Below are 24771 nucleotides of genomic sequence, written 5' to 3' on the forward strand. Positions count from 1 at the left end.
GATGATGCCCCTAAAGTTAACCATTTAGGCTGCATATTCAAGTCTTGGCTTACGCTTGCGATAATGTTTTTTAGGTTTAGGAGTTTGAAGTGAGTCTGTCTTAGGTTGTTTCTTTTCCCGGCGAAAATCCCAGGGCGGGGTAGGATTGGCATCCTGCCATAAACCAAGTTTATCTTCGCGGGCCTGTTGTTCCAGAGCAGCCAGTTCGGTGTTTTTGGAATAGGCTTTATACTGCCATGCGTAGCCATTTTTTACCAGCGCATAATTTACATTGGTGCCATCGATAAGTACTACCTGCGCAACAGTACGGCCATAGCGATCATGCTCGTTGCCAATTAATCTCACCTCTTTACCAAAACACAGATCGGAAGTGAATTTTTTAGCTGCCTGTCCAAAGGCCTGCGATTTTTCAGGGCAGTCAATTTCGGCAAGCCTCACAGTAATCTGCTGGTTATCGCCGGTAAGCAAACCCAAAGTATCACCATCTTTTATTTTCACAACTTTATAAACACTGGCATCGGGTTGTTTGGTATTATTGGGATTACAACCGGCAATTATAAGTAATATGAGGAGAAGTAGGGCAGAGTACTTTTTAAATGTCATATATTAATGTGCGGATTTTGGATGAATTTATAGATGTGCAGATTTCAAATGCGCAAATATGCAGATGAATTTATAGATGTGCAGATTTCAGATGTGCAGATAGATTTGATGAGCTTATCTAACAAATAATCTGCGCATTCAAAATTTGCATATTTGCGCATCTGAAATTATTTCGCATGCAGGCTCAACGCATTTCCGTCGGGATCCTTAACAGTGGCAAAGCGGCCCCATGGGGTTGTGTCAACATTGCCTACTTCAAGGCCTTTGGCTTTAAGGTCTGCTATATCTTTATCCAGGTCGTCGGTTTTAATTACAAGGCCGCGTACACTACCTGCAGGCATTTCCGGGAACCAGTTTACCAGGGTGATGGAAACAGGCGAGCCCGGAAATGCCATCTGGATCCAGGTTTGTTTTTCAAAGTTAGCTTCAACTAATATTTCAAAACCAATTTTTAGGTAAAACGCTTTGGCTGCCTGCTGGTCGGTTACTGGGATGGAGATAATTTCAATTGCTTTCATATACTTAGCTTTGTTTAATGCTAATGGGTTGGCTTAACCCCTACATTAAATTTCAAATTTATCTTTTAAAATATACAATTAAAAAAAATTGGCATCGGCACCATGTCGATGTATGCGTATCGAATTGGACAGCGGCACTGTAATAAAGCCCTTTCAATCTTGTAAATCCAATTAAATCCCGGTTCAGATACGATTGGGACATTAAAGCATTAACTTTGCTGATTATTAACATATTCTTAATAATTGCCATTATGAGCAAATTTACCATACCTGATAAAGTGTTGTACGTATGCGTAGGCAGCAAATGCGGAAAACGAGGCGGTAAGGAAATGTACAAGATCGCAAAATCGTACATTAAACATCATCACGCCCCCGAAGAGTTGGAGGTAATTGAAACCGAATGCACTGACAGGTGTAAATATGCTCCTGTGTGCAGTATCCAGCCCGGCAACACCTGGTTGAAAGAATATCACCCTAAAGAGGTGTTGAAGTTGATGGATCTGATTGAGTGACTTCTTCCAAAGATGCTGTATCATGAGCCCCGGCTTTGTCAGGCTTGGACAGCACTGTTAAAATTCACTAATTTTGTGCGAATCAAATTACATTACCCCGGGCCCATGGAAAATTCAACGATTCCCCGTATGCCATTGGAAACTTTCGCAGCGGACAACTACCAGCAGCCATTGCTCAACGTAGAGCATTACCCGGTTGATTCGCAATACTTTGTCATTCAAAACCGGGACACTTACCCGATTAAGGATTATATATCGCCGCACCGTCGTAAATTTTACAAGATCTTCCATATGACCCGGGGCACCGGAGTTTTGACCATCGGCCTTCACCGCTACGAAATGAGGCGGAATGAGATCGCTTTTCTCCACCCCGACGAGATCATGTCCTGGCAAACCACCTCAGCAGAGACAGGTGGACATTTCTGCCTGATCCATCCGAACTACTTCGGGCTCGAAGCCGACCATGTGCTTCAGTTGTTCCGGCAGTTCCCGAACTTTGAGACTGATAAGGCGGTGATCCAACTGACCGACGAACAGTCGGCCACGATCAACGGTTATTTCGAAACGATGCACCGGGAAGACCGCGGTAACAGCGACGATAAAAAGCAGGCGATTTTATTACAGTTGCAGATGCTGTTGCTCGAAAGCCGGCGCGCTGGCAAGAACCTGATTCGCACGAAGGCTTCGGAAGGTTATAGCTATATCTACCGTTTCTTATCCTTACTGGAATCATCCTTTCAGGTACAGGAACGCGACTCCTACGTTAAGCTTAAAACGGCGGCTGAATTTGCAGACCAACTGCATGTGCACCCCAATTATCTGAATTCCCTTGTTCGCAATCAGACAGGAAAAACCCTGCGGGAACATATACAGGATCGTCTGATCCATGAGGCCAAATCCTTACTCGTGCAAACCGACTGGGGTATCAATGAGATCAGCGATGGGCTGGGCTTCTCCGGCCAGGCCGCCTTTACCTCCCTATTCAAGAAAAAGGCCCTTGTTTCCCCTTCAGAATTCCGCAGAAATGCGGCTGTTTCCACTCATATTTGAAACTCACAAATTTTCCTGTGATTCGAATAAGTGCCTTCAGGGCCTTCCTGCGCAATTTTGTACCATACAATTAATGATCAAGAAAATGAAAACACAGAAAGTATGGTTCGTTACAGGAGCCTCAAAAGGATTAGGTTTAAGTTTAGTAAAACGGTTGTTAACTGAAGGCTACAAGGTAGCGGCTACTTCAAGGGATGCAGAAGCCTTACGTACCGAGGTGGGCTACAGTGGCGATGATTTTCTTCCGCTGCAGGTGAACCTGACCGACAATAACAGTGTAGCCGAAGCGGTTACTGCGATAGTTGCTAAATTAGGCACGATCGATGTAGTTGTGAATAACGCCGGTTACGGGCAGCTCGGCACATTGGAGGAACTGTCCGACGACGAAGCCCGCAAAAACTTCGACGTCAACGTATTCGGTTCGCTAAATGTGATCCGTAACGTAATGCCGATATTTCGCGCCAGGAAATCAGGTGCATTCTTTAATATCTCTTCAATAGCCGGTTTCCTGGGCACTTTCCCCGGATGGGGTATATACAACGCCACCAAATTCGCGGTTGCCGGCTTTACCGAAGCGCTTTCGGCTGAAGCAAAATCACTGGGCGTAACTGCCACCATCGTTTATCCCGGCTATTTCAAGACCAATTTCCTGCTGCAAGGCTCATTGCGCACCGCAGTAAACCCGATCAATGACTATAAGGAAGCCCGCGACCTGGAAGTGATCCACAACGAACAAGTGATCGGCAACCAACCCGGCGACCCCGAAAATGCGGCTTTAGCCTTCATCAAGGTGGCTGAAATGGGAGAGCGCCCGCTGCACTTATTCCTGGGTTCAGATTCATTCGCTATGGCGCAAAACAAGATCGAAGCCGTTCAGAAAGACCTGGCTGCTTTCGAGAATATCAGCAAATCGACCGATTTCAGAAAATAAGCTTTTTTTCGACCTTATAAAAAGCCGGCCAGCAATCGCCGGTTTTTTTGTGTTTGCAGGGTAATGCCGAAGGTATCATATGAAAAGGAAAGAGCCACCAAAACAAAAAAAACCGCATCATTTGATTTACGATCCAGTCTCCTTAAAATAAGATGTTAAAACAAATGCCTTTCTTTTATCGAAAGGCATTTTGGTTGGAAACCTCTCCTTCTGGAGGGGGCAGGGTGGGGCTTAAGCCTCACTATCATATTTTATCTGACCAACGTGCTTGTCAATCTGCCATCTGCCGGTACCTTCTTCGCCGATAACCTCAAACAGTTCGAGGGCGCGGCGGGCTTTGTATTCTTCTTCGCGTTGTTCTTTCAGGAACCAGTTCAGGAACTCCATAGTAACAAAATCCTGTTCTTTCATGCAGCGCGCATATATGTTTTTGATAGCGTTGGTAACGCTGATTTCCTGGTCGAGGGCGTCTTCAAACACTTCGCGGAATGAATTATATTCCTGTTTAATGCCGGTTACCTCAGGTGATACAGCATTGCCGCCCATATCAAGGATATATTTATAAAATTTTAGCTGGTGATGGCGCTCCTCTTCGGCTTGTTTGAAAAAATATTCGGATGAAAAATCATAACCGTTGCGATTGCACCATGATGCCATGGCCAAATATGCTGACGACGAAAATGCTTCTTTTTTAACTTGCTGATTTAAAAGCGCTTCGATATCTGATGATATCAGGCTTTTTATGCGGAGTAGGTCTTTCATGGTCTTGATAAATTAATGTTATATGTCTTATTGCAGGAAATTATATACAATAATAATGCGGTAAAGACATATTAGTTTAATTTAAAGACAATATGAAATTAATCTAAATTGTGTTGATAATTAGTCTAATTACAGTGAGTTGCTGTAAAGGCGGTCGTGGATAATGTGGTTGAGTTCCAGCATTACAAAAGTACCTTCTAAAAGCTCTCTCAGGCTGATGATCTGAGCCAGTGAAAGTACATAACAATGGTCGCAGGCGCAGATGAAAATGATCTCCACGTCAGGATCGGTAGTGGTGTTCAGCAACTTTTGCTCAATGTCGATGGCATAAACCGCTTTGCGTAATTTTAAGAAATTGCGATGATCAAACCGGGCAACCTTACCGGCGAAATCGACATACCAGCAACGCTCCGCATCGCATTGGTAAACGGCACCTGTTTTGGTGCTGAAAACGTCGGTCCATAAAGTTAGTTCGGTGGTCGCAATCATATAACGTTGCAAATATTGGTATTATTTGTAATCAATCCAAATAAAGATAGAAAATAATTTCAACACGAATGTCTTGCATGTTCAATACAATTTAATCGAATTACATGAATTATTGCGTAGAGGCATTAATGTAATTTAATTAGCCAAATTAGTATGGGAATTTATTAGTACGAATGCTTCGGGCTCGACAAATTATGATGGATAAGCAAATTCGTGTAATTCGCTCTAATTCGAAATAATTAGCGTGAATTATTTTTTTTCATACAAGCAATTAATTTTATTATAAATTTGGAACGTGGTTGCAGGCTTTCTGTAACCCAACCAATTATCCTTTTATCATTTTTTATATGAGAAAAACCTTACTATCCACCTTATGCTGCTTGCTGGCTGCTTTGGGTGTAAAGGCACAAATGCCTGCACTTGAGCGCATTGAGCCTATGTCATGGTGGGTTGGCATGAGCAATCCTAACCTGCAACTGGTGGTTCATGGCAGCAACATCGCATCGCGCAGCGTATCTTTAAGCTATCCCGGCGTTAAGCTTAAAGCAGTGCATAAAGTCGAAAATTCAAATTATTTATTTGTCGACCTGCAAATTTTTTCATCAGCTATTCCGGGAACGTTCCCGATAAAATTTAAAAAAGCCGGTGAAAAGGATCTTACTTACAGTTATACGCTCAACAAGCGCGATAAGTCTGCGGGTAGGATACAGGGTGTTACAAGTAAAGACCTGATCTATCTGATTATGCCCGACAGGTTTAGCAATGGCGATGCAGCCAACGACTCATTTGATAACCTGCGCGAGCGCGGCATCCACCGCGATTCCATGTTCAGTCGTCATGGAGGCGACCTGCAGGGCATCATGAACCACCTTGATTATCTGAAAAATTTAGGTGTGACCGCCATCTGGCTTACCCCCGAAATTGAAAACGATGAGCCCAGCGCGTCATATCATGGCTATGCGGTTACCGATTATTATAAGATCGACCCCCGTTACGGTACTAACGATCTGTACAAAAAGTTTGTTGAAAAATGCCATAGCATGGGTTTAAAAGTCATTAAAGACCTGGTGCATAACCACGTCGGTACCGAAGGTTACCTGATACAGGATATGCCAATGAAAAGTTGGGTACACCAATGGCCAGTCTATACCAAATCAAACTTCCGCGACGCGGCAGTGATGGACCCACATGCTTCGCCGATGGACCGGAAATTGATGCAGGATGGTTGGTTTGACCATCGTATGGCCGATTTGAACCAGAACAACGCTTACGTGCAAAACTATCTTACCCAAAACCACATCTGGTGGGTGGAGTATGCAGGTATCGATGGCTTCAGGCTGGATACCTACCCTTATAACGAGCCGGTTTACATGGCCAAATGGGCAAAAGATGTTAAGGCAGAGTTTCCGAAGCTTTCCATATTTGGCGAAACGCTGGTATGGTCGGCTGCTAACCAGGCATTTTTTACACAGGGTAATACCGTTAACCGTGGCTTTGATACCCAGCTTCCCGGCGTAACAGATGCTGTTTTAAAAGATGCTATTTACGAAGCTATTAATGGAAAAGATGGCTGGACAGACGGCGTTGGCCGCTTATACTCCGTAATAGCACAGGACTTTTTGTACCAGGACGCTACCCGCAATACTATATTTATGGATAACCATGATATGAGCCGTTTACTATCCGTGGTAGGCGAAGATATTACAAAATACAAATCGGCAATGGCTATGCTGCTTACCATGCGTGGTGTACCGCAAATGTATTATGGCGATGAGATCCTGATGAAAAATTATTCTAATCCCGATGGCTTAGTGCGCGAGGATTTCCCGGGAGGATGGGCCGGTGATAAACAAAATAAGTTTACTGCCGAAGGCCGCGATAAAAAAGAGAACGATGCCTTTAACTACGTGAGCAAGCTGGCTAATTACCGCAAAGGCGCTACCGCTTTGCAAACCGGCAAAATGATGCAGTTTGTACCCGAAAATGGCATTTATGTTTATTTCAGGTACGATGCTCAAAAAACGGTAATGATCATGTTCAACAGCAGCGAAAAAGACCAGGAAACCACCACTGCACGATATTTTGAGCGCATTGGAGATGCCAAAAAAGCCAAGAATGTACTAACGGATGAGGTGATTGGTTTGGATAAGCTGACCATACCGGCTAAGACAACTTTAGTATTAGAATTAATACCCGGTGTTACCCATTAAAATAATATCTTAGGGGACTAATTCCCTGTGTTTTACCCAAAAAAATGAATACTATAAAAGCTTGTATTTTTGACCTCGACGGTGTAATTGTTGATACTGCCGTTTATCACTATAAAGCCTGGAAAAGGCTGGCCAACTCGCTCGGTTTTGATTTTACCGAGCATCAGAACGAGCAACTGAAAGGTGTAAGCCGTGTACGTTCGCTGCAACTGATATTAGGTTGGGGCGGCGTTACCAAAACCGAAGCTGAGCAGGAGCAACTGGCCACCCAAAAAAATGCCTGGTATATGGAAATGGTGAACCAGATGAAACCTGAAGAGATTTTGCCCGGAGCTAAAGAATTTTTGACAACCTGCCGAAAGGTGGGCCTTAAAACCGCATTAGGTTCGGCCAGCAAAAATTCCATGACAATATTAGAAAAAATTGGCATCACCGATATGTTTGACGCGGTGATTGATGGCAACAAGGTAAGCAAAGCCAAGCCCGATCCGGAAGTGTTTTTGGCTGGTGCACAAGCCCTCGGCGTGCTGCCCGAAGAATGTGTGGTTTTTGAAGATGCCATTGCAGGCGTTGAAGCGGCCATTGCCGGTGATATGAAAGTGGTAGGCATCGGTTCACCGGATGTACTGAAAGGCGCCAACCTGGTTATTAAGGGTTTGGATGAAATGACACTGGATAAATTGTATAAGTTGTAATGATATTAAATGAATCGTCATTGCGAGGAACGAAGCAACCCCCGATAGGCAGAGCGGCTTTGTATGCACGCCCTGTACAGTTCGCGATTGCTTCGTCCCTCGCAATGACGGTTAAATAAAGTGACTCAATGAAAAACTACATAAAAGCTGATGAGTGGAAGATAATTGAAGAAGGTTTCGATCCTCATTACAATAAAATTTCTGAAAGCATATTCAGTTTGGGTAACGGCCGTATGGGGCAGCGTGCCAATTTTGAAGAAGCTTACAGCGGCGATACTTTGCTGGGTAACTACGTGGCCGGGGTTTATTACCCGGATAAAACCCGCGTGGGCTGGTGGAAAAACGGTTACCCCGAATATTTTGCCAAGGTACTTAACGCAGCCAATTGGGTAGGTATCGATATTGTAATTGATGGCGAACAGCTTGACCTTGCCAAATGCGAGGTAATGAGCTTCCATCGGGAACTGAACATGAAGGAAGGTTACCTGAAACGAGATTTTCATACTAAAACCGCGTCGGGTAAAGAAGTAAAGGTAGAGGCTATCCGCTTTTGCAGCATGGCCGATGATGAAACAGGCGCTATCAAATACACGTTTACTCCGTTAAATTTCAGCGGTGCTATTACGCTAACACCATCCATTGATGGTGATGTGGTAAACAAAGACTCTAACTACGATGAAAAGTTTTGGGACGAGGTAAGCAAGGGCACACAAACCGATGGCGGTTACATTGTAATGCGCACCAAAAAAACAGGCTTTGTTGTTGCTACCGGTATGAAGTTTAACATCCTGCAAGGTGGTGTTGTTATTGAACCAGCTACGGAGGCTATCGAAAAAGAAAAATACGTAGCAGCTAAGATTAGCTTAGAGGCAAAACAGGGCGAAAGTATTACGGTAATTAAATACGCCGCTAACCTGTCATCCCAAAACTATAAGCCCGAAGAACTGGTTGATCAGTTAAATTCCACATTAACCCGAATTAGTGCGAAAGGCTTTGATACCATGCTGGCCGAACAAGCTGCTGCCTGGGCCGAAAAATGGAAACACAATGATATTATTATTGATGGCGATGTATCGGCACAACAAGCCATCCGCTTTAATATATACCAGCTTAACCAAACCTATACCGGCGAAGATGACCGCCTGAATATTGGGCCTAAAGGTTTCACCGGTGAAAAATACGGAGGCTCTACTTATTGGGACACCGAGGCTTATTGCGTGCCTTTCTACCTTTCAACAGCACCGCAAAGGGTTACCCGCAATTTGCTGCTTTATCGCTATAAACAGTTAGGTAAAGCCATTGAAAACGCACAATTGCTTGGTTTTAAAAATGGCGCTGCCTTATATCCAATGGTTACGATGGATGGTACCGAATGCCATAACGAATGGGAGATCACTTTTGAGGAGATCCATCGTAATGGAGCTATTGCGTTTGCTATTTATAACTATGTGCGTTATACCGGCGATGAAGCTTATTTAGGCGATTACGGTTTTGAGGTATTGTTAGGCATAGCCAGGTTTTGGTCGCAAAGGGTTAACTGGTCGGAGGACAGACAGCAGTACGTAATGCTGAGCGTAACCGGGCCAAACGAATACGAGAACAACGTAAACAATAACTGGTACACCAGTACTATTGCAACCTGGTGTATGCAATATACTGTTGATGTTGCTGATAAAATAAAAGCAGCTGATCCGGAAAAATACGCCGCATTGGTGAGCAAGGTAAGCCTGAATGAGGAAGCCGAATTTGGCCGTTTCAACGATATCGTCCAAAAGATGTATTACCCATACGACGAGAAACGCCAGGTGTTTTTACAGCAGGATGGTTACCTTGATAAAGAACAGATCCTGGTAAAAGATCTGCCGGCTTCCGAACGTCCTATCAACCAAAAATGGAGCTGGGACAGGATCTTGCGTTCATGCTACATTAAACAGGCTGACGTACTGCAGGGGATTTATTTTTTTGAAGATCAGTACGATATAGATACTATTCGCCGCAACTTTGATTTTTACGAGCCGCGTACGGTGCATGAATCATCGTTATCGCCATGTGTGCACGCAATTTTGGCTGCCAAGCTCGGCGATGAGGCGCGTGCTTATGAGTTTTACCTGCGCACTGCCCGTTTAGACCTCGACGATTACAACAACGATACCGAAGATGGCTGTCATATTACTTCCATGGCCGGTACCTGGATGGCGGTTGTGGAAGGTTTTGGCGGTATGCGTGTAAGGGATGGCAAGCTTTCGTTCCAGCCGTTCATTCCAGAAAAATGGTCGTCGTTTTCGTTCCATATTGGTTTCCGCGGTGCATTGCTGAATATTAAGGTGAGCAAGGAGGGTGTGCAGATCAAGAATGCCTCGGATGTTGAAACTACGGTATTGGTTTACGGAAAAGAGCAGTTAGTGAAAGCTAATGATGAATTACTTGTTGAAGCGTAATGAAAAGCAATAAACTATTTACTTGTTTTATTGCTGCAACAATGTTGCCCGTCATTACGTTGGCACAGGTAAAACCACATCATACAAAAAAACGCATGGAACAAACTACCAACCATAAGCTCATCATATACCAGTTATTGCCCCGCCTGTTTGGCAATACCAACACAATTAATAAAACTAATGGATCTATTGAGGAAAACGGTGTAGGCAAGCTGAACGATATCAACGATAAGGCCCTGCAGGAGATAAAGAAAATGGGCTTTACCTATGTTTGGTACACGGGCGTAATTGAGCACGCTACCATGACTGATTATTCGCAATATGGTATTAAAGCCGATGATCCGGATATAGTAAAGGGAAGGGGGGGGTCGCCTTATGCAATTAAGGATTATTACGATATCGATCCCGATTTGGCAGTTGACGTACACAACCGGATAGGTGAGTATGAAGCGTTGATCAAGCGTACCCACAACAACGGCTTAAAAGTATTGATGGATTTGGTACCCAACCACGTAGCCCGCACTTATGCATCAGATGTTAAACCTGCAGGCGTGCGCGATTTTGGGGAGGATGATGATAAGAGCAAGGGTTTTAGCCCGAAGAACGATTTTTATTACATCCCTGGTCAGGCTTTTGTTGTACCGTCGGGTTATAATCCGGGAGGTGACGAGTTTAATAGTCCGCTGAAGGATGGCAAATTTGATGAGAACCCGGCTAAGGCAACCGGCAATGATGTGTTCAGTGCTGCCCCGTCAATTAATGACTGGTTTGAGACCATGAAGCTGAATTATGGTGTTGATTATATGGATCACCGTCGCGGCTATTTTGACCCTATCCCACCACTTTGGAATAAGGTTTATGATATCCTGCATTACTGGAGCGAAAAAGGCGTCGACGGTTTCCGCTGCGACATGGTGGAGATGGTGCCGATTGAGTTTTGGGGGTGGGTGATCCCCAAACTAAAAGCCGAATATCCTGGTTTGGTATTCATTGGTGAGGCTTACGATAAAGGAAAATATAACGATTATATTTATAAAGGCAAGTTCGACTATCTGTATGATAAGGTAGGCCTGTATGACGCCATCAAACGCTTAACCCGCGATGAGCACAATTCATCAACCTGGGAAATTAACGCAGTTTGGAACCACGATAGCAAAGGCATCGACGAGCACATGCTCCGGTTTATGGAAAACCATGATGAGCAGCGCATTGCCTCAAATGATTTCGCAGGTAACCCTTGGCTGGCTGTACCGGGCATGATCGTAACAGCCACGTTAAATACTGGCCCGGTGATGGTATATTTTGGCCAGGAAGTAGGGGAGCCTGCTATTGGTACCGAGGGTTTTAGCGGCAATGATGGCCGTACTTCTATATTTGATTACTGGGGAGTGCCCGAGCATCAAAAATGGGTTAATAATCACGAGTACGATGGGGCGCAGTTATCGGCAGATCAGCAGAAGCTTCGCGGCTTTTACCATAGCTTGCTTACTGCAGTGCATAACAGCGAGGCTCTTAAATCAGGCGCGTTTTATGAACTGATGATAGCTAACGAGCATCAACCGGGATTTGACACCCGTTTGTATATCTACGCTCGTTATACAAATAACCAGCGTATATTAGTGATAACCAATTTTAACCGAAGCGAGCGTAAACTAACCGTGAAGCTTCCGGAAGACCTGTTAACAAAATTAAACCAAAGCGGCCATAAACAATTCACCGACCTGCTAAGCGGCGCTAAATTCAATACCGACGATATACGTAATGGTGTTGAAGTAAGCCTGCCAGCCATGGGCGGATTGTTGCTGGAGTTTTGATCAGAATTTACAGAATTTTAGAATTGACAGAATGCTTGTCATGTTGTGAAAGGTCATAGTGTTCCATGCGGGCCTGCCACCCTGAACTTGTCGAAGGGTCGCGCGCAGAGGCCTTCGCCGCCATGCTTCGACAGGCTCAGCATGACACCCTGATATTCTGAAAATCCAAAAAAATCTGTGAATTTTGATTCTGACATTATAAAACCAATTATGAGTAAACCAACCATCGCGCAAAAGCCACGGTTAAGCTTTTGGCAGATCTTTAACATGAGCTTCGGCTTTTTGGGCATCCAGTTTGGTTTTGCCTTACAAACGGGTAACGCCAGCCGCATCCTCCAAACCTTTGGTGCCGATGTGGAGCATCTGTCGTGGTTTTGGCTGGCCGCGCCTATTACAGGGATGGTTGTTCAGCCCATCATTGGTCATTACAGCGACAGGACCTGGAACCGTCTCGGTCGGCGCCGCCCGTATTTTTTAACAGGCGCTATTTTATCGGGTTTGGCATTGTTTTTTATGCCCAACTCATCTATGTTGGCAGCGCTGATCCCGCCGATAGTAGTAGGCGCGGGCATGCTGATGATCATGGATGCTTCATTCAACGTAGCTATGGAACCATTCAGAGCTTTGGTAGCCGATAACCTGCCCGATAGTCAGCATACAACCGGTTTTTCCATGCAAACCTGTTTGATAGGTGTAGGCGCTGTAATTGGTTCGTGGTTACCTTATGTTTTTGCCGAATGGTTTGGAATAGCCAAAACAGCCAATCAGGGCATTGTGCCTAATAATGTGCTGTATTCATTTTACATTGGTGCCGCGGTTTTAATAGGCGCTATTTTGTGGACTGTGGTCCGCACAAAAGAATATCCCCCCGAAGTTTATGCAACCTTTCATGAGAAGGACGAAACGGTATCTGGGCATAAGGGCGGTTTGTTGGAGATCTTCTCCGACCTGGTCAACATGCCCAAAACTATGAAGCAATTAGGGTTGGTACAGTTTTTCTCCTGGTTTGCACTTTTCTCTATGTGGGTATTTACTACCCCGGCAGTTGTTGACCACGTTTACCACATCCCGGCGGGGGATACGTCCTCTGCGGCCTATAATGATGCTGCCAACTGGGTAAATGTATTGTTTGGTGTATATAATTTAGTATCGGCAGTGTATGCTTTGCTATTGCCCCGCATAGTTAAAAAACTGAGCCGAAAAAAAGCACATGCGTTTTCATTAACTATGGGCGGTTTAGGGTTAATCTCAGTATTCTTTATTCCTGATCCCCGTTTGCTGATCTTGTCAATGATCGGGGTTGGTTTAGCCTGGGGTAGTATCCTTGCTATGCCTTATGCTATTCTATCGAGCTCAATACCAGCCAAAAAGATAGGCGTATACATGGGTATTTTTAATTTCTTTATTACTTTTCCGCAAATAGTTAATGGCATTATTGGTGGTCCGATAGTGAAGTATGCATACAGCGGGCATGCCATTTATGCTTTGGTAATGGCCGGTATTTTTATGTTCCTGGGGGCGATAGCTGTTCTTTTTGTTCAGGATGGTAAGAAAATTCAAATAATTGAAGCTGCAAATTGAATAAAAATTAAGGATTTGGCACGGTTAATGGTTTTTCGTTAATTCAATTATTGTATATTGCGTAGTAAGTACACTTTATACATCTTTGCAGAAGCCACTAATTTGTTTGAATGGAAAGTAATACCCCAAATCCGGAGTTGATAACCAGTAAGTTAATTGAAGCAGAAAACTTACTTGAAGAAGAAGAGGAATTTCACCATCTTAATAACCCTGCCGATGGTATTAAGCCGGTTGTAAAAAAGTATCTCGGTGTACCTAATCATGCCGATCAGGTGGGGAATAAGTTCTACTTTACTGATGGCGATGCTAAAGTTGAAGTAATAGTTGTTACCGACGAGATTATCCGTGTGAGGCTTGCGCCGCATAGCGTTTTTTTAGACGATTTTTCATACGGGGTGCCTAAGCTGCCAACCAAGGCGGCAGGTTTTACTCTGCATGAAGATGATAATGAATTTCGGGTATCTACTTATAAAGTGAACTGCCATATCCGCAAAAAGGATTTCTTTATCTCTTTTTCAGATAGCAGTAACCATGTAACCAGCATCGATGCTGTGCCAATGCATTGGGAAGAGAACGTGCAGGCGGGCGGTTATTATGTGTTTTGCACCAAAACCTGCGCACCCGACGAAAGCTTCTTTGGCTTAGGCGATAAACCAACCGAATTTAACCTGCGTGGCAAAAGGCTAAAAAACTGGAACACTGATGCCTATTCATTTCAGTGGAACCAGGACCCTTTGTACCGCAGTATCCCTTTTTACATCAGCGTAAACGAGGGTATAGCACACGGTATCTTTTTTGATAATACATTTAAAGCGCAATTTGACTTTGGCGCCGAAGACAGGACTAAAACAAGTTTTTGGGCTGATGGCGGGGAACTGCAATATTACTATATCCACGGGCCGCACATGATGGATGTGGTAAAAAGCTATCATACCCTAACCGGTACACACCCCATGCCGCCGCTTTGGGCATTGGGTTACCATCAATGCCGCTGGAGCTATTATCCGGAGGCCAAGGTTAGGAAGATAGCTAAAGGTTTCCGCGAAAACCAGATCCCATGTGATGGCATCTACCTGGATATCGATTATATGGATGGTTACCGCTGCTTTACCTGGAACCGTAAGTATTTCCCTGATCCTAAAAAAATGATCAGCGAGCTTGCGGCTGATGGCTTTAAAACTGTGGTAATTATTGACCCGGGGATTCGTGTGGATGACAACTACGAGGTATTCAGAGAGGGTAAGGAGAAGCGATATTTCTGCCGTCGAAGCGATGATTACTTTATGGAGGGGCACGTATGGCCGGGCCGTTGCCAGTTTCCAGATTTTACCAATCCTGAAGTGCGCGAATGGTGGGGCGGTTTGTTTGACGAATTGGTTCAAATGGGCGTTGCCGGTGTTTGGAACGATATGAATGAGCCCGCTGTATTCGGTGCCGGCACCTTCCCCGATGATGTGCGCCACCAGTATGATGGTTACCGCGGCTCGCACCGCAAGGCACATAATATTTATGGTATGCAGATGGTACGCTCAACCTACGAGGGTTTGCGCAAGATCATGAAAAACAAACGCCCTTTTACTATTACAAGGGCAGGTTACTCGGGCGTACAACGCTTTTCATCGGTATGGACCGGTGATAACGTGGCCTCATGGGAACACCTTAAGCTGGGTAATATCCAGTGTCAGCGTTTGTCGATATCCGGCATACCGTTTTGCGGCACCGACATTGGCGGTTTTAGTGGTGAGCCCGATGGCGAACTGTTTACCCGCTGGATTCAGATGGGCACCTTTTCGCCGTTTATGCGTGCGCACTCGGCAGGTGATACCAAAGAGCGCGAGCCATGGAGTTTTGGTGAACCATTCACTGCCATCAACCGTAAGTTTATCGAACTGCGTTACCGCTTGATCCCTTACCTGTACTCCACTTTCTGGGAGCATCACCGCTATGGTTTCCCTATTTTGAGGCCGATAGTGATGCATGAGCAGGACACACAGCTAAACCACTTCCGCCAGGATGAGTTTACATATGGTGATAAGATCCTGATTTGCCCTGTAATGGAACCGGGCCAGATCAAACGCAACGTATACCTGCCTAAAGGTAAATGGTACAACTTCTGGACTCACGAGGTTGTTAACGGCGGCCAGGAAGTATCAGTAGATACCCCACTTGAAACCATGCCTCTATTCATTAAAGCAGGTTCGGTAATCCCTGAATACCCGGTAATGCAGTATGTTGGCCACAAAGAGATTGAAGAAGTAAAGCTGAATATTTACTATACCGATTATGAAGTAAATTCATTCCTGTTTGAAGATTACGGCGAAACCTTTGCTTACGAGCAGGATATTTATCTGGAGAAAAAGTTTGTGGTAAATGGCAGCAGCAAAAATTTAACCATTGATCAGAGCCTGGAAGGTTTGTATACCCCACGCTATGACGGCTATCATTTTAACCTGATAGGTTTGCCGTTTACGCCATCAAAAATAAAAGTAGATGGCAAAGAGGTAAAAGAATTTCAACTAAATGATGATAAAACGGTAGAATTTAAATACAGTAAAAACTTTAAACATATTGAAATAAGCAGATAGTATTTAGAAGAGGTTAAAGCTGAAGAGCAAAAGGTTAAAGGTAGCTGTAGCCTTGTAAATCAAGAAAAAAAACCTTTATAGCTTTGCTCACGTTAAGGCTATCTCATTAAAACGCCATTGCTACTGCAATGGCGTTTTTTGTATGAATTCGAATTTATTGGATTAGATGAACGGACAGAATGCTTAGTAAATTTAATAAATTCTCTTAATTCAATAAATCAGTTCAGACAAGTTATCCTGTTAATTCTCAAATTCGGTAAATTCTGATTCAGACAATCTTCCCTTCAAAAATAAATCTCCAAAACCCTGCATAATATATTAATCCTGTTATATTTGATTACATATAAACCAAACTCATTCCTGTGATTTGGGTTATTTACTAACACCCTAACAGGTTATCTATATCATGGCCAAAAAAACAACTAAAACCGAGAACCCCTTACCGGATACAAAGCCTGTAAAGGAAAAAAAAGCCGTCACTAAGGTCAAAGCCGATAAAGTAACGCCTGAAACAGGAGCCCCGGAACCTAAAAAAGCAGTTAAAACAAAAACAGCGGCTGCCGAAAAGCCTTCAGCCGTTAAAAAAGCTGCGCCGGTTAAGTCGAAAGCGGTGAATGCCAATAACCCGACAGAAATTACCCCGCAACCTGTAAAGCTTAAAGCCGTTGAACCATACAGCCGTTTTACGGATTTTGATATCAGTTTATTTAAGTCGGGCAAACATTATAAGCTGTACGAAAAACTGGGCTCGCATGTAGTGGAATATCAGGATGTTATTGGGACTTATTTTGCCGTTTGGGCTCCAAACGCACAATACGTAGCGGTAATTGGCAACTTTAACGGCTGGAACCGCGGTTCGCATAGTTTGAATGCCCGCTGGGATTCATCGGGTATTTGGGAAGGTTTTATTCCAAATGTTGGCAATGGCGAAACGTATAAATACTATATTAAATCATCAACCGGCGAAGACCTGGAAAAAAGCGATCCCTTTGCTTTACGCTGGGAACTGCCGCCGCGTACTGCCTCTATAGTTGCTGATACTTTTTATGAGTGGAAGGATCAGGATTGGATGCAGAACCGTCATGAACATAACGCGCTCGACAGGCCATATTCGGTTTACGAAGTGCATTTGGGCTCATGGGCGCGTAATCCCGAAAGTCCGGACGAGTTTTTAACTTACACTCAACTTGCCGAAAAAATGGTGCCTTATGTAAAGGAAATGGGCTTCACCCATGTGGAGTTTATGCCTATTATGGAACACCCGTATTATCCGAGCTGGGGTTACCAGGTAAGTGGTTATTTTGCAGCGGCATCACGCTACGGTACACCACAACAACTGATGTACCTGATTGAAGAATTCCACAAAGCCGGTATTGGCGTAATCCTGGATTGGGTGCCTTCGCATTTTCCGGGAGATATCCATGCGCTGTATAAATTTGACGGTACACACCTTTATGAGCATGCCGATGCCCGCAAAGGTTTTCACCCCGACTGGAAATCATATATTTTTAACTACGGCCGAAACGAGATAAGGGCTTTTCTGATCAGCAACGCTCTGTTTTGGCTGGAAAGGTATCATGCCGATGGTTTACGCGTTGACGCGGTGGCCTCAATGCTGTACCTTGATTATTCGCGCAAGCATGGCGAATGGGAAGCTAACAGGTATGGTGGTAACGAAAACCTCGAAGCTATATCATTTCTGAAAGAATTTAATGAAGCTGTTTACAGCCATTTTCCATCGGTACAAACCATAGCTGAAGAATCTACGTCATTTACCGGCGTTAGTCGCCCGGTTTATTTAGGTGGCCTGGGCTTTGGTATGAAATGGATGATGGGCTGGATGCATGATACTATCGATTACTTTCATGAGGATCCTATCCATCGTAAATATCATCATAACGAAATAACTTTTAGCACCATATATGCCTTTACCGAAAACTTTATGCTGCCTTTCTCGCATGATGAGGTTGTTTATGGTAAAGGTAGTATGTTGCGCAAAATGCCCGGCGATGAGTGGAGGCAGTTTGCTAACCTGAGACTGATGTACGGATACATGTTCACACACCCCGGTTCAAAACTACTCTTTATGGGCGGCGAATTTGGGCAGGGCGATGAATGGGATTTCGGCAAATCGTTACAGTGGCATGTGCTGCAGTATCCAAATCACCAGGGTATTAGCGAAACAGTTAAGGCGTTGAACCATTTATACCGTACAGAGCCTGCGCTGTATGAAAAAGCCTTTTCGCACCAGGGTTTTGAATGGGTTGACGGCGGCAATGCCAATGATTCCATACTGGTTTACCGCCGGATGGGACACAACAGTAAAAACGACCTGATGATCATTCTGAACATGACCCCTGTTGTACGCCGTGATTATCGCATAGGCGTACCCGCTGCCGGTAAGTGGAAAGAGATCTTTAATTCGGATAATGAAAAATACTGGGGCAGCGGCATCATCAATTATGAGCCTGTAAACAGCGATCAGGTAAGCTGGCATGGCAAAAGCCAGTCTATCAAAATTACTATACCGCCGCTTGCGGCTGCGGTATTTAAACTGGTACCTGATGTGCCTGCTAAATATGAATTGAAACGGTAAGCAGCTTTGAAAGACTTACGAAGTTCCAAATACTTCGTAAGTCTTTCAAAACTAAGTAAACAAGTTAAGGATGCCCTGTTGTTAGTATGTAAATGACCTATGAACCCCAAATTCAAATATCTTTATCTTATAGGTGGTATAGTTGCCACGATATTGTTTATTGTGCAAATAGTGTCTACCTATCCAAAGCCTAATACAGTTGGGATAATCCTTGGCGCTCTGCCAGCTTTGGCCTTGTTTTACTTATCGTACAAGGCTTATCATGTTAAAAAGGATAATGAGCTGATGTGAGATAAACTTAGATATTAGAAGGCATTTCTATCCTCCTGCAATTACCACGCTCTGCCTGTAATAATATCTCTTTTGTTTATTTTGTCCAATAATCTGTAAGGCGGACCAGGTACCTGGTTTATAATTAAGTTATTTAACGATTTTTGCCTGGATATAAAAATCAGGATCAATAGCTACTGAGTCGACAGTAGGAAGATATTCTAATTTCAGTGACTGCCAGTTCGTTGAGGGGGTAATCCAACGTTGATCAATCAATTTGATTTTAACGGGCATGGTAAAACCGTCTATACAATTTGTAAATCTGTATTCGAAGCTTTTTTCATCAATTTTATATTCCAATACAGGGATCTGCGTGGTTCTTAAGTATTGGCCAAATATCTTGCTGAGATCTTTTTTGCTGACCTTACTGATATAGTTTTCTATCTGTGCCGAATTTACCGATTGGTGATAAAAGCTTCTGTTAAGTCCCCGTAACACTTCCTTGAATTTACCGTCATTATTGATAATAGCCTGTAACATGTGGATTAAAACCCAACCCTTCAGATAGGCGTCTTCACCTCCGTCTTTAAAAATATTGTCGGGAGAAATTACCGGAGCCTTGTTGCCTATCCGATTGGTAGTCCTGCTCAAAAAGAAATCGTGGGACGCCTTTGGCCCGTAAAGATCGCCAATAACCAATTCCTCCGCATAGCCGGCAAAGCCTTCCTGTAACCAGCCGTAGGCAGGATCATTTGCCGTTATGTTGTTGCCAAACCATTCGTGCGCTGTTTCATGAACTATCATCCGGTCGGTTTTTTGATCCCAATAAGTTAGCCGTTTGGGATTAAGGCCAAAGCGACCCAATCTAAACTTGTTTCCATAGCCGATAGCGCTTTGATGTTCCATTCCTATGTACGGTGCTTCAACCATCTTAAAGCCGTCACTGTAAAATGGGTATGGGCCAAACCAGTGCTCAAATGATGTTAAAGTTTTTCGAACTTCGGCAACCATGTAACCTTTTGCCTTTTCCCGGTTATAATCCAGTACCCAAAAATCCAGATCAAGGTTGCCGCGTTCGCCCTTAAATTTGTCACTTACATGTTCATATTTCCCTATATAAAAGGTAAGCCCATAATTATTTATAGGGTTGTTCACGGCCCAGGTGTAGCTTGAGGTGCCGTCTGTATTTTTAAGTTGTCGCTGAAGCCTTCCATTTGATACCGCGACTAATGTATCTGGGGTAATTATAGTAACCGAAGCTCCTTTATCGGGTTTATCGCCAATGTAAACCTTACATGGAAACCATACACTTGCCCCCGGCAATTGACAGGCAACAGCCATCCATGGTCTGCCTACAGAGTCCTTTTGCCATACCAAACCACCATCCCATGGAGGGTTAACTGATTGTTTTGGTTTGCCCGAATAGTAAATCGTAATGTTTTGAATGTTATTTTTTGACCGTTGTAGGCGCTTTACAAACCATGCATCGCCGTTTTTTGTAAATGTTAAGTTTGCGCCTCCTGCTTTTACGCTATCTATTTTTAAGGGCGATTGCAGGTCTATTTGCATTAGTGCGGTGTGCTTTGCTTTTACAATTTTATATTGAATTACATTTTTACCGCTGATGGTTTTATTAATGTAATCTGGCTTTACAGTCAGGTCGTAACGGAGCACATCCCACCATGCCCTTTCAGGTGTTACTGACCCTTTTAATGTATCCTGATGGGTTGTTTTAACCGGCCCTGTGTTCTGCTGGGCTATTAGTTTACAGGTAAACAGGTTTAGGATGAAGATGGCGGCCATTCTTTTTATCATTGGACGATATTGAGTTGTAAGTGAAGGTAGATGTTATTACTATTTTTAGCGACATTATCAAAAGTAAGGAATCCACCATAACCCGTGTTGTTTTTTTAAATAGTCGACCGTCCGTCTCCCTGTGCCCACCCCTTTTTTTTATTGCCCGGACAACGAACTTTCTAATGCTAAGGGCACAAGTAAGCCCCGCTCTTCCAATCACACAATACTTGCGCCGGGGAAGGAAGTTCGCTTTTATCAGTAGGATGGCGGGTTACAGGTTTTCCATTGATTGGATTCTTCCTGCATAATCTTTTTCCGTTTTACTTGTCAAAACAAACATTATAAAAGATACTACTAAACTCAAGGTTGTTAAAAGAACAACTTGCCAGTAATATTTGATGAAAATTGTAAAAGAGAGATCAATAAGGAAATTAATAAAAAAAGCAGCGCTAAAGTTCCAACGCATCATAGATAATACTATATATCTTTCAATAAAATGGACATATGCTTCTTTATCTTTTTTATAAATACTTGGAAGGACTGAAGACTTAATGATATAACTGAACCCCATTAATTTATTAAGCTTTTTATCGAGTCCTCTCCATTCTAATAGTATATAGAAAAATGCCATACAAATGTGCCCTATAACATACGTGATTATTATGGCGGGAATCAGGAATTGTTTCTGATTGATGGTGTTAAACAATGAACAATTGTAATAGAAGAAATCAATTACATAAATATTTGATAACACCAAAATACCGCTGGTAAAATAAACCTGTAGCTCCCTAACAATATGATTGAATACCTTGAATATTTGTTCGATTGCCGTGTCCATAAAAGATTGTGCTGAGGTTCAGTGATATATGAAATTAATTATAAAAAAACAAAATAGGCATTTTTACCGCATTTCTTTAGCTTGCTATCACTATATTTTCGTCTCTTCAGGGTCTCTCGAAGAGGGCCGCGAAATACCCGCCAAGCAAAATACACAGTTTTTTTAATAAACTTTTGCAATATAAGCGACCGTAATTAGTGAATAAGAAATTCCATGAAGCCTCAGGGTCTTCTTTAAGAGCCCTCCGGGGGAACATAAGGAACCGGTAGGCCCACACCTCTAACCACACAATACTTGCTCCAAAAAAAAGGAATTTAGCTTAACCTCTAATCTCCAACCACTAATCACTAAATCATCACAACCGCACAATCACTGTGCGAAAACGAACAGTTTCGTAGATTGGTTTCGACGCAAGTTACTTATAATCAGTAATTTAAAAATAAGGCACGCGATTAGCTGAATTGCCAGTATAAACCCCACAATTATGCTTAAAAATTACCTGCTGGTTGCTTTTAGAAACCTTTCAAAAAACAAAGCTTTCTCCGCTATAAACATAGTAGGACTGGCTATTGGCATGGCGGCTTGCTTGCTCATTTTGCAATATGTTAGCTTTGAGCTTAGTTTCGATGATTTCCATGTCAACAAAGATCGTGTATTCCGTATTAACCAGGATAGGTACAACAATGGCAAATTGAGCACTCAGTGGGCCGGTGGGGCCTTTGCACCCGGCACAGCTTTTAAAAATGCGCTCCCCGATATTGAAGAGTACGTAAAGATTGTAGGAGCAGGGCAAACCATAGCCAATTACAGGGATCAGAAAATGGTGATCCGGAATGTTTACTATGTAAGCGATGCATTTTTCAAAACATTTTCTTTCCCGCTAATAAACGGCGACGGAAATACCGCACTTAAAGAACCCAACACCGCGGTAATTACCCGGCAAATTGCCGATAGACTTTTTCATGGCGTAAATCCCGTGGGACAAACCTTGTATATTAATACAGATAAGCCGCTTAAAATTACCGGCGTAATGGAAAATATGCCTGCCAACACGCATATGAATTTCGATATCATGCAATCCTACGCTACGCTGCTTAAAGAAAATCCGCCTAATAAAGATTTTAATCTCGATAATGCCTGGCTGAGTGACGGCTGCACAACTTACCTGCTGCTTAAACCGGGAGTTGATCCGCGTGCTTTGGAAGCTAAGTTTATCCCTGTAGTAAAAAAAGCTTATGATAAATATCCTGGTACGGGCGAAGGCGGCATTTATACACTTCAGCCGGTAAAGGATATCCACCTGTATTCCAACAGGATGCTGGAGTTTCAGCCCAATGGAGATGGCAAGTCGGTGTACCTGCTTTTGGGCATCGCTATTTTTGTGATCATCATAGCATGGATCAACTATATCAACCTGGCTACTGCCCGAGGTATTGGCCGGGCTAAAGAGGTTGGGGTGCGTAAAACTTTGGGCTCGGCAAAAGCACAGTTGATTACCCAGTTCATGTTGGAGGCCATGATGCTTAACGCCATGGCTATTGGCCTGGCATTGCTTATCATTATGGCCTGTTTGCCTGCATTTGCCAATATTTCCGGCATGCAGATGGGTTTTACGTTATTTGCTAAAGCAACTTTTTGGTTGGCTGTTTTGGGAATCTTTGTGTTGGGCTCATTCTTCAGCGGTTTTTACCCGGCCATTGTATTATCGGCGTTCAGGCCGGTTGAGGTGATGAAAGGCAAGATCCTGGCATCGCCAGGGGGAGTGATATTACGTAAGGCAATGGTGGTATTCCAGTTTGCTGCGTCGATATTTTTACTGATAGGATCGCTTACAGTGTTCAAACAACTTAAATACATGCAAAGCCAAAAGTTAGGGGTAAAAATAGATCAAACACTGGTCATTAAAGCTCCGTTGGTTAAGGTAGATTCGTTTTACCGTAGCATGAGCTCATTTAAACACGAATGCCTGGCGCAATCTGCCGTTAAAAGTGTAACCGTATCTACTTCTATCCCCGGCGAACCTGTGCAATGGAACGCTGGCGGTATTAAGTTGGTTGGCTCCGATCAAAGCACAAGCAAACAATACCGCATTATTGGTGCCGACTATGACTACCTTAACGCTTATGATATCAAACTGATAGCCGGTCGTAAGTTTTCGAAAGAGTTTGGAGATGAACCACATAAAGTGATATTCACCAAAAAAGGGGTTGAACAGTTAGGCTTTAGCAAACCTGCCGATGCCCTTGGCAAACGCATCGATTTTTGGGGACAGGTTTATGAGATAATAGGAGTGGCTGATAATTTTCACCAGCAATCCTTACATGATGCCTACGATTCCATGATCTTCCGTTGTATCCCTGATGTTCGGGGCCCGGTATCGGTAAAGGTAAGTACAACCAATATGCCGCAAACCATCGCCGACTTAAAGAAAACCTGGGCCAGTTTTTTCCCAGGCGACCAGTTTGATTATTTCTTTTTAGATCAGCATTTTAACGAGCAATACAAAACTGATCAGCGCTTTGGGCAGGTGTTTGGCGTATTTACCGGCATCGCCATTTTTGTGGCCTGTTTAGGTTTATTTGGCCTCGTATCATACACCATTGTACAGCGCACCAAGGAAATTGGCATACGCAAGGTACTGGGAGCTTCAGTAAACAGTATTTTAAGATTGTTGTATAAAGACTTCGCCCTGCTTGTAGTGGTATCGTTTGTGATTTCGGCACCAATAGGCTGGTACGCTATTCATCAATGGCTGCAAACATATGCTTTCAGGATGGATATCAACCCCTTCCTGTTTGTTATTCCATTTTTCCTGGTGTTGCTGGTTGCCTTTGCAACGGTTTCGTTTTTGAGCGTGAAAGCCGCGCTGATGAACCCGGTAAAGAGTTTGAAGACGGAGTAGTAAACAAAAAACACGTTATTATAAGGTACGAAGCAATGGTACGAAAGCACGGTCACCCTGTATTGCGTGCGATTGCTTCGTCGTTCTTCTTATAATGACATGTTTTTATTTCAGGGCAAAGGGATTTCGGCAGGGGCAAAACATTTACAAGGTACGTTCAGCCAATCCCCAAAAGAGAGG

The 24771-nt window shown here is 43.5% G+C and carries 18 protein-coding genes; 12 read left to right on the forward strand and 6 right to left on the reverse strand.

Going from position 1 to position 24771, the window contains the following annotated elements; all coding sequences use genetic code 11:
- Positions 1–24 precede the first annotated feature (24 nt).
- Together IEX80_RS11840 and IEX80_RS11845 are read right to left on the reverse strand one after the other, a co-directional pair.
- Positions 25–603 carry a thermonuclease family protein gene (locus IEX80_RS11840; RefSeq protein ID WP_090531473.1) on the reverse strand — a complete coding sequence of 193 codons (579 nt, stop codon included), beginning with the start codon at positions 601–603 and terminating at the stop codon, positions 25–27.
- 167 nt (positions 604–770) lie between these two features.
- The gene (locus IEX80_RS11845; protein ID WP_090531475.1) at positions 771–1121 is read right to left on the reverse strand and encodes a VOC family protein; all 351 of its coding nucleotides are present in this window, start codon (positions 1119–1121) and stop codon (positions 771–773) included.
- 251 nt (positions 1122–1372) lie between these two features.
- Between IEX80_RS11845 and IEX80_RS11850 the strand changes: the two genes are divergently transcribed.
- The 3 genes from IEX80_RS11850 (at position 1373) to IEX80_RS11860 (ending at position 3614) form a co-directional block, all read left to right on the forward strand.
- Positions 1373–1633 carry a (2Fe-2S) ferredoxin domain-containing protein gene (locus IEX80_RS11850; RefSeq protein WP_090531477.1) on the forward strand — a complete coding sequence of 87 codons (261 nt, stop codon included), beginning with the start codon at positions 1373–1375 and terminating at the stop codon, positions 1631–1633.
- A gap of 105 nt (positions 1634–1738) precedes the next feature.
- On the forward strand, positions 1739–2683 hold the full coding sequence (locus IEX80_RS11855) for a helix-turn-helix domain-containing protein (protein ID WP_188833021.1): 945 nt from the start codon (positions 1739–1741) through the stop codon (positions 2681–2683).
- A gap of 85 nt (positions 2684–2768) precedes the next feature.
- Positions 2769–3614 (forward strand): SDR family NAD(P)-dependent oxidoreductase, encoded by an 846-nt coding sequence (locus IEX80_RS11860; RefSeq protein ID WP_090532034.1) that lies wholly within the window; start codon positions 2769–2771, stop codon positions 3612–3614.
- Positions 3615–3845: 231 nt separating this feature from the next.
- Here the strand turns inward: IEX80_RS11860 and IEX80_RS11865 are convergent, their stop codons facing one another.
- Positions 3846–4376 carry a ferritin gene (locus tag IEX80_RS11865; protein WP_129569350.1) on the reverse strand — a complete coding sequence of 177 codons (531 nt, stop codon included), beginning with the start codon at positions 4374–4376 and terminating at the stop codon, positions 3846–3848.
- 129 nt (positions 4377–4505) lie between these two features.
- On the reverse strand, positions 4506–4865 hold the full coding sequence (locus IEX80_RS11870) for a hypothetical protein (protein WP_188833022.1): 360 nt from the start codon (positions 4863–4865) through the stop codon (positions 4506–4508).
- A 347-nt stretch (positions 4866–5212) separates the two neighbouring features.
- Here IEX80_RS11870 and IEX80_RS11875 point away from each other — a divergent pair, with 347 nt between their 5' ends.
- The 8 genes from IEX80_RS11875 (at position 5213) to IEX80_RS11910 (ending at position 19075) form a co-directional block, all read left to right on the forward strand.
- Positions 5213–7075 (forward strand): glycoside hydrolase family 13 protein, encoded by a 1863-nt coding sequence (locus tag IEX80_RS11875; protein ID WP_188833023.1) that lies wholly within the window; start codon positions 5213–5215, stop codon positions 7073–7075.
- Between the two features lie 44 nt (positions 7076–7119).
- Positions 7120–7770: a beta-phosphoglucomutase gene (gene pgmB, locus IEX80_RS11880; RefSeq protein ID WP_188833024.1), complete on the forward strand. Its 651-nt coding sequence runs from the start codon at positions 7120–7122 to the stop codon at positions 7768–7770.
- Between the two features lie 128 nt (positions 7771–7898).
- Entirely contained in the window at positions 7899–10208 is a 2310-nt protein-coding gene (locus tag IEX80_RS11885) for a glycoside hydrolase family 65 protein (RefSeq protein WP_188833025.1), read from the forward strand.
- A gap of 95 nt (positions 10209–10303) precedes the next feature.
- The gene (locus tag IEX80_RS11890; protein WP_229701611.1) at positions 10304–12022 is read left to right on the forward strand and encodes an alpha-amylase family glycosyl hydrolase; all 1719 of its coding nucleotides are present in this window, start codon (positions 10304–10306) and stop codon (positions 12020–12022) included.
- Positions 12023–12232: 210 nt separating this feature from the next.
- Entirely contained in the window at positions 12233–13603 is a 1371-nt protein-coding gene (locus tag IEX80_RS11895) for an MFS transporter (RefSeq protein ID WP_188833026.1), read from the forward strand.
- A 110-nt stretch (positions 13604–13713) separates the two neighbouring features.
- Positions 13714–16188 (forward strand): TIM-barrel domain-containing protein, encoded by a 2475-nt coding sequence (locus IEX80_RS11900; RefSeq protein ID WP_188833027.1) that lies wholly within the window; start codon positions 13714–13716, stop codon positions 16186–16188.
- Positions 16189–16594: 406 nt separating this feature from the next.
- On the forward strand, positions 16595–18784 hold the full coding sequence (gene glgB / locus IEX80_RS11905) for a 1,4-alpha-glucan branching protein GlgB (RefSeq protein ID WP_188833028.1): 2190 nt from the start codon (positions 16595–16597) through the stop codon (positions 18782–18784).
- Positions 18785–18883: 99 nt separating this feature from the next.
- Complete coding sequence (locus IEX80_RS11910) at positions 18884–19075, forward strand: hypothetical protein (RefSeq protein WP_090531498.1); 192 nt, start codon at positions 18884–18886, stop codon at positions 19073–19075.
- 129 nt (positions 19076–19204) lie between these two features.
- On the opposite strand, the gene IEX80_RS11915 is transcribed toward IEX80_RS11910, so the two are convergent.
- Complete coding sequence (locus IEX80_RS11915; RefSeq protein WP_229701612.1) at positions 19205–20857, reverse strand: M1 family metallopeptidase; 1653 nt, start codon at positions 20855–20857, stop codon at positions 19205–19207.
- Between the two features lie 265 nt (positions 20858–21122).
- On the reverse strand, positions 21123–21482 hold the full coding sequence (locus IEX80_RS11920) for a hypothetical protein (RefSeq protein WP_188833030.1): 360 nt from the start codon (positions 21480–21482) through the stop codon (positions 21123–21125).
- 691 nt (positions 21483–22173) lie between these two features.
- Here IEX80_RS11920 and IEX80_RS11925 point away from each other — a divergent pair.
- Entirely contained in the window at positions 22174–24591 is a 2418-nt protein-coding gene (locus tag IEX80_RS11925; protein WP_188833031.1) for an ABC transporter permease, read from the forward strand.
- Positions 24592–24771: the final 180 nt, after the last annotated feature.

Origin of the sequence: Mucilaginibacter rubeus, assembly GCF_014643835.1 — a bacterium.
Taxonomy (GTDB): Bacteria; Bacteroidota; Bacteroidia; order Sphingobacteriales; family Sphingobacteriaceae; genus Mucilaginibacter; species Mucilaginibacter rubeus.

Excerpts from the sequence above, each read along its gene's own strand:
- IEX80_RS11845 (WP_090531475.1), bottom strand. The coding sequence starts at position 1,121 with ATGAAAGCAATTGAAATTATCTCCATCCCAGTAACCGACCAGCAGGCA.
- IEX80_RS11915 (WP_229701612.1), bottom strand. The coding sequence starts at position 20,857 with ATGGCCGCCATCTTCATCCTAAACCTGTTTACCTGTAAACTAATAGCC.
- IEX80_RS11925 (WP_188833031.1), top strand. The coding sequence starts at position 22,174 with ATGCTTAAAAATTACCTGCTGGTTGCTTTTAGAAACCTTTCAAAAAAC.
- IEX80_RS11875 (WP_188833023.1), top strand. The coding sequence starts at position 5,213 with ATGAGAAAAACCTTACTATCCACCTTATGCTGCTTGCTGGCTGCTTTG.
- IEX80_RS11920 (WP_188833030.1), bottom strand. The coding sequence starts at position 21,482 with ATGGCATTTTTCTATATACTATTAGAATGGAGAGGACTCGATAAAAAG.
- IEX80_RS11865 (WP_129569350.1), bottom strand. The coding sequence starts at position 4,376 with ATGAAAGACCTACTCCGCATAAAAAGCCTGATATCATCAGATATCGAA.
- IEX80_RS11870 (WP_188833022.1), bottom strand. The coding sequence starts at position 4,865 with ATGATTGCGACCACCGAACTAACTTTATGGACCGACGTTTTCAGCACC.
- glgB (WP_188833028.1), top strand. The coding sequence starts at position 16,595 with ATGGCCAAAAAAACAACTAAAACCGAGAACCCCTTACCGGATACAAAG.
- IEX80_RS11910 (WP_090531498.1), top strand. The coding sequence starts at position 18,884 with ATGAACCCCAAATTCAAATATCTTTATCTTATAGGTGGTATAGTTGCC.
- pgmB (WP_188833024.1), top strand. The coding sequence starts at position 7,120 with ATGAATACTATAAAAGCTTGTATTTTTGACCTCGACGGTGTAATTGTT.
- IEX80_RS11890 (WP_229701611.1), top strand. The coding sequence starts at position 10,304 with ATGGAACAAACTACCAACCATAAGCTCATCATATACCAGTTATTGCCC.
- IEX80_RS11900 (WP_188833027.1), top strand. The coding sequence starts at position 13,714 with ATGGAAAGTAATACCCCAAATCCGGAGTTGATAACCAGTAAGTTAATT.
- IEX80_RS11850 (WP_090531477.1), top strand. The coding sequence starts at position 1,373 with ATGAGCAAATTTACCATACCTGATAAAGTGTTGTACGTATGCGTAGGC.
- IEX80_RS11895 (WP_188833026.1), top strand. The coding sequence starts at position 12,233 with ATGAGTAAACCAACCATCGCGCAAAAGCCACGGTTAAGCTTTTGGCAG.
- IEX80_RS11860 (WP_090532034.1), top strand. The coding sequence starts at position 2,769 with ATGAAAACACAGAAAGTATGGTTCGTTACAGGAGCCTCAAAAGGATTA.
- IEX80_RS11840 (WP_090531473.1), bottom strand. The coding sequence starts at position 603 with ATGACATTTAAAAAGTACTCTGCCCTACTTCTCCTCATATTACTTATA.
- IEX80_RS11885 (WP_188833025.1), top strand. The coding sequence starts at position 7,899 with ATGAAAAACTACATAAAAGCTGATGAGTGGAAGATAATTGAAGAAGGT.
- IEX80_RS11855 (WP_188833021.1), top strand. The coding sequence starts at position 1,739 with ATGGAAAATTCAACGATTCCCCGTATGCCATTGGAAACTTTCGCAGCG.